This is a genomic window from Chryseobacterium sp. RLHN22, assembly GCF_051011795.1.
GTDB classification, from domain to species: domain Bacteria; phylum Bacteroidota; class Bacteroidia; order Flavobacteriales; family Weeksellaceae; genus Chryseobacterium; species Chryseobacterium zhengzhouense.
Window position 1 is genome coordinate 130,150 of record NZ_JBPCHW010000011.1, and the last position, 6,000, is coordinate 136,149.

The 6,000-nt window shown below is 39.4% G+C and carries 3 protein-coding genes; 2 read left to right on the plus strand and 1 reads right to left on the minus strand.

The window, feature by feature from the left end:
- The first annotated feature begins 113 nt into the window (after positions 1 to 113).
- Both ACR1PN_RS12645 and ACR1PN_RS12650 read left to right on the plus strand, forming a co-directional pair.
- Positions 114 to 920 carry a hypothetical protein gene (locus ACR1PN_RS12645; protein WP_433980321.1) on the plus strand — a complete coding sequence of 269 codons (807 nt, stop codon included), beginning with the start codon at positions 114 to 116 and terminating at the stop codon, positions 918 to 920.
- A 175-nt stretch (positions 921 to 1,095) separates the two neighbouring features.
- Positions 1,096 to 2,556: a hypothetical protein gene (locus ACR1PN_RS12650; protein WP_433980322.1), complete on the plus strand. Its 1,461-nt coding sequence runs from the start codon at positions 1,096 to 1,098 to the stop codon at positions 2,554 to 2,556.
- A 535-nt stretch (positions 2,557 to 3,091) separates the two neighbouring features.
- Here ACR1PN_RS12650 and ACR1PN_RS12655 read toward each other — a convergent pair.
- Positions 3,092 to 6,000: T9SS type A sorting domain-containing protein (locus ACR1PN_RS12655; RefSeq protein ID WP_433980323.1), on the minus strand; the 2,909-nt coding region annotated here is incomplete at its 5' end.

Below are 6,000 nucleotides of genomic sequence, written 5' to 3' on the forward strand. Positions count from 1 at the left end.
ATCACTAAATATTACAGGTTTTTAATGCCTGTAATATTTAAATGCAAAAACTTCAGTTTTTTAAATGAAAAATCATATATAAATCAACATTTAAAAATTAGAAACTATTTACCATGAACAATCCATTACCTCCAATTCCAGAAGGATTTGGTCTGCCATTTTATTATGCAACACTATTCAACATTGAAGTTGCTTTTTTGGTAGAAAGAGAAAAAGTTTTGAAATATCTTGAAAACACAGGACTTATTGCCTCAAATTTTGATGGCAAAGCTATTGTAAGTTTCAACTTCCAAAACTATACCGGACAGTTTCCAAACGGATCCAGCACGACGCAGGAAATAGAATTAAATATCGTATGCTACCCCGAATCTCAAAAAGATACTGTGGCATTCGTAACCGCTGAACAATATTTGCGTGGCGAAGAACAAACAAAATTGATGGGACACAAAAGAGTTCACGTTCCCTGCGATGCAGATATGGCGATAAAAGCAGGAATTGAATTATTCGGCGAACCAAAATTTAAAACAACATTCACTACAAATCTTCCTTCTCTAAATGTTCCCGGACAAAATACATGGACAGTAATCTGCAACGATCCTAAAGATAGCAAAGAATCAATTTTCACCTGTGTAGCAGATGTGGCGGATCTTATTCCGGAAATGTCTGCCTTCTCTCCTATTACAGAATATGGAAAATATGAAGATAAACTGATAGGTTGCAGATGGAATATTTTACAACCAACAAAACTTCATTTTCTAACAGAAGAAGAAAGTAAAAAGCGAGTAAAAATGACGTACGGAAATTCTGATCATATAATGAAAACTGATATGGAGCTTCTGATTGATGACAATCCTGCTTTTGCGGTTCGTACCAGTATGTCAACTCCTGCAGCAATTCAGACCAGAGCTTATTATATTTAAATAAACACATAAAGAGTAATAATATACTTCAAAATATCAATAATATATTATTCTAATGCATGTTGGTTGTAAATTATTTAAAACAATTAGAATAAATACAATAGGTTAAAAATTCAGATTGATAGAGTAAGTATATTATTACATCTTTTAATTAACTAATACCTTTAAAAAAATTATGAAAACCCAAAGAACAAGAGCAATCTGTTGCTCTATGCTGCTGTTGCTGACTGCAATAGGTTGTAAAGAGGATCAAAAATTATCTGACAATCAGTTACTTTTTGCTACTCAAAAACTTTTCTCAAATGATAATGATCGCTTTCCTGATTACAACACTTTTTACAAAGTACCTGATGGATTTTCTGGAAAAACTTTCGAACTCAGTCAGAATTATCCAAAAACTTACGACGGATCAAATACTAAATATCCATGGCAGGATATTGATTTTACAGACAAAAACAAGTATGAGGATTACATGAATACTATTTTAAAGTATTGCCTTGAAGAAAATGTAGACAATGATTTCAGGGTCCAAAAAAATACAAACAGAAAATGGTATCATGCTCCGTGGATGCATAATGATGATCAATATATTATCAATACCAACCAAGATTCAGTCTACGTTGGTGCAGGTAGAGAAGCATTGAGAGGACTTACTCAGGAAATCACTTCCAAGCCAGGTCAAATACATGATTTACAAACACACCCTTCACAAACCTGGGCGGTTTCTTTCTACAATGAACCAGGTGGATATACATTTGGTAAAGTATGGAAAGAAAAAACTCCAAATATCGATGCATCTGATTTTCCGGAAGGAACAGTTTGTTTTAAGCTCATTTTTACTGACGCTCCTGTTGACGAAGTCCCTTTCCTGAAAGGTTCTTTAGAATGGGATGCACATATCTATGATAACACGGTAAAAAAAGACATTAAAGGTAAAATAGTTAAAAAAGTAAGATTAATTCAGCTTGATATAGCCGTAAAAGATTCCAGAGCAAAAGACACACAATGGGCTTTGGGAACTTTTATTTATAATAACGCTAAGAAAGGAGAAAAATGGTTTGAAAAACTTGAACCTGTAGGAATTGGTTGGGATAATGATGTTGATGAACTGGATGATATCAACAGATTTCCTAACAACTTCATAAATGATAAGCTCAAAGAAAACATTGTCAACGCATCTTTAATAAAGAATGATAAATCCACAAACAATCCAGATCAAGCTTACGTTACGCACCTTGGAATCGGTGGCAGAATGAATGGTCCTGTTGATAATCAAAGAGCATCATGTATATCTTGTCATAGCCGTGCAGCGTTAAATTCTGATTATGATGCCTTAGATCTTGCAGATTTCTCAAACAATGCCTACAACGCAACTATGTTTAAAGAATTCTTCCAAAAAGTGAAAGGTGGAGTGCAAACAATTAATTACAAAGGTAGAGCTTACAAAACTTCCGATTTCTCATTCCAGATTTCTATGGGTATTAGAAATTATCAGAATCACCTGAGAATTTTAAAACAAATTCCAAGTTCAAAACTTCAGGCAAGAAAAGTTCAGTTTGATGATGTTATTACTGCGTCAGAAACTACAGACCAGCTTCCAGTTATAACAAGAGGCGGAGTATTAGAAGCCGAATAAAATTAAGAATACTCAAGTAAAAAGCGTTAAATCCTAAAAAGAGGATAGTCATTTTTCAGATGGCTATCCTTTTTTTATATCTTTCAACCATAATAAAAAATTTCGTTAAAATCATTATTAATTGTAAACCCCATTCTGCATATGATCATCATGCATGCTCATGATATTGGAATCATAATAAGTTTTGTTATAGGAATTTATTTCTGCTAAATGATTTTCTGAGTTCCCTATTCAATGGAGTTCAGCATCATCACAGGATGAAAATAGGGATTCCACGTTGCTTTTAGTTTTTCGAAGTAGGTCAGTACTTATATTTTCAAAAATATCATTCAAAATTCGAGCATGATAATTTTCGGGAATAAAAGCTGCAAAACAGTAAGGGATAAGGCTAACTGAATTGAAGAATGGTTGAAGTTCTTCAAAAAAATCTGAAACCAGCAATAAACATGCGGAATAAATTGTAGACAAAAAGAATCCGTCTCAGTTGTGAGACGGATTCAAAAAATTAACATTAAATTGATTTCAACTAAGTATTCTATCTTTTTATAAACTTAAATGTTTTAACGTCATCTTTAACAAATACTTGAATTAAATAAACACCCTGAACTAATGAATGGACATCAATACTTTTTTCATTTTTAGATAACGTTTTCTCGGTAACTTTTCTACCATCTGCAGAGTAAATAACCAATTTGATAATCTTCTCCTCCCCACTTATGTTAATTCTATCCACTACTGGATTAGGGTAAATTTGCATATCGGAGTTTGGTTTCACTGCATTACCTACACTTAAACTCGCATTGTATGCTAAAACAGCCAATGAAGCAGTAGATTCACAAACTCCCACTGTTTGAGTTGCATAATAAGTTGTATTATTTACAATCACAGTGGTTGTAGGTAAACTTCCTGTGTGGTTTGCAGCATCAGTAGCAGAAGCATACCATTTGATATTTTGTCCGGTAACTACCAAAGCACTTAAAGTATTTCCTAAATTAAAGCTTTGTACTGCTGATCCAGTAGGAGCTGCTACTGCAGTTGACTGAGTTACTGTAGCACTTACCGTTCCTGTACATCCGTTAGCATCAGTAATCGTTACCGTGTAAGTTCCCGCTGCTAAGCCTGTGCGGTCTTCAGTAGTAATTCCTCCTCCCCAGTTAAATGTATAAGGGGCGGTTCCTCCTGCCGGTGTTAAATTAATAGCTCCTGTCGAACCACCATTACACGCAATATTTGTAACCACTGTTGTACCTGAAACTGCTGCTGCAGGCTGAGTAATGGTAACTGTTCTGGTGATTGTACAAGCATTGGCATCTGTTACCGTTACCGTATAAGTTCCCGCTGCCAATCCTGTAGCTGTCGCTGCAGTTCCGCCGCCTGAAGACCATGAGTAAGTGTATGGAGCGGTTCCGCCAGTTACAACAATACCTGCTGTTCCGTTAGATCCTCCGTTACATGAAATATTAGTCTGAGAAACTGTTGCACTCATCGCCGTTGGCTGGGTTACCGTTGCATTCACAGTTCCTGTACATCCGTTAGCATCAGTAATCGTTACCGTGTAAGTTCCTGCAGCCAGTCCTGTACGATCTTCCGTGGTAATTCCACCTCCCCAGTTGAAGGTATAAGGCGCTGTTCCTCCTGCCGGTGTTAAATTAATTGCTCCTGTCGAACCACCATTACACGCAATATTCGTAACCACTGTTGTTCCTGAAACTGCCGCCGCAGGCTGAGTAATTGTTACTGTTCTGGTGATTGTACAGGCATTGGCATCTGTTACCGTTACCGTATAAGTTCCCGCTGCCAATCCTGTAGCTGTCGCTGCAGTTCCGCCGCCTGGAGACCATGAATACGTATAAGGAGCAGTTCCCCCGCTTACAACAATACCTGCTGATCCGTTAGATCCTCCGTTACATGAAATATTTGTCTGAGAAACTGTTGCACTCATCGCCGTTGGCTGGGTTACCGTTGCATTCACAGTTCCTGTACATCCGTTAGCATCAGTAATTGTTACCGTGTAAGTTCCTGCAGCCAGTCCCGTACGATCTTCCGTGGTGATTCCTCCTCCCCAGTTAAATGTGTAAGGTGCTGTCCCACCTGCCGGTGTTAAATTAATAGCTCCTGTCGAACCACCATTACACGCAATATTTGTAACCACTGTTGTACCTGAGACTGCTGCCGCTGGCTGAGTAATTGTTGCACTCACAGTTCCAGTACATCCGTTAGCATCGGTAATCGTTACCGTGTAAGTTCCTGCAGCCAGTCCTGTACGATCTTCCGTGGTGATTCCTCCACCCCAGTTAAATGTGTAAGGTGCTGTTCCTCCTGCCGGTGTTAAATTGATCGCTCCTGTCGAACCACCATTACACGCAATATTCGTAACCACTGTTGTTCCTGAAACTGCTGCCACAGGCTGAGTAATTGTTGCACTTACCGTTCCTGTACATCCGTTAGCATCGGTAATCGTTACCGTGTAAGTTCCTGCTGATAAGCCTGTGCGGTCTTCAGTGGTAATTCCTCCTCCCCAGTTAAACGTATAAGGTGCTGTCCCACCTGCCGGTGTTAAATTAATAGCTCCTGTCGAACCACCATTACACGCAATATTCGTAACCACTGTTGTTCCTGAAACTGCTGCCGCTGGCTGAGTAATTGTTGCACTCACAGTTCCAGTACATCCGTTAGCATCGGTAATCGTTACCGTGTAAGTTCCTGCAGCCAGTCCTGTACGATCTTCCGTGGTGATTCCTCCTCCCCAGTTAAATGTGTAAGGTGCTGTGCCACCTGCCGGTGTTAAATTGATCGCTCCTGTCGAACCACCATTACACGCAATATTTGTAACCACTGTTGTTCCTGAAACTGCTGCCGCAGGCTGAGTAATTGTTACTGTTCTGGTGATTGTACAGGCATTGGCATCTGTTACCGTTACCGTATAAGTTCCCGCTGCCAATCCTGTAGCTGTCGCTGCTGTTCCGCCGCCTGGAGACCATGAATACGTATAAGGAGCTGTTCCGCCAGTTACAACAATACCTGCTGTTCCGTTAGATCCTCCGTTACATGAAATATTAGTCTGAGAAACTGTTGCACTCATCGCCGTTGGCTGGGTTACCGTTGCATTCACAGTTCCTGTACATCCGTTAGCATCAGTAATCGTTACCGTGTAAATTCCTGCTGATAAGCCTGTGCGGTCTTCAGTGGTAATTCCACCTCCCCAGTTGAAGGTATAAGGTGCTGTTCCTCCTGCAGGTGTTAAATTAATAGCTCCTGTCGAACCACCATTACACGCAATATTCGTAACCACTGTTGTACCTGAAACTGCTGCCGCTGGCTGAGTGATTGTTACTGTTCTGGTGATTGTACAGGCATTGGCATCTGTTACCGTTACCGTATAAGTTCCCGCTGACAATCCTGTAGCTGTCGCTGCAGTTCCGCCGCCTGGAGACCATGAGTAAG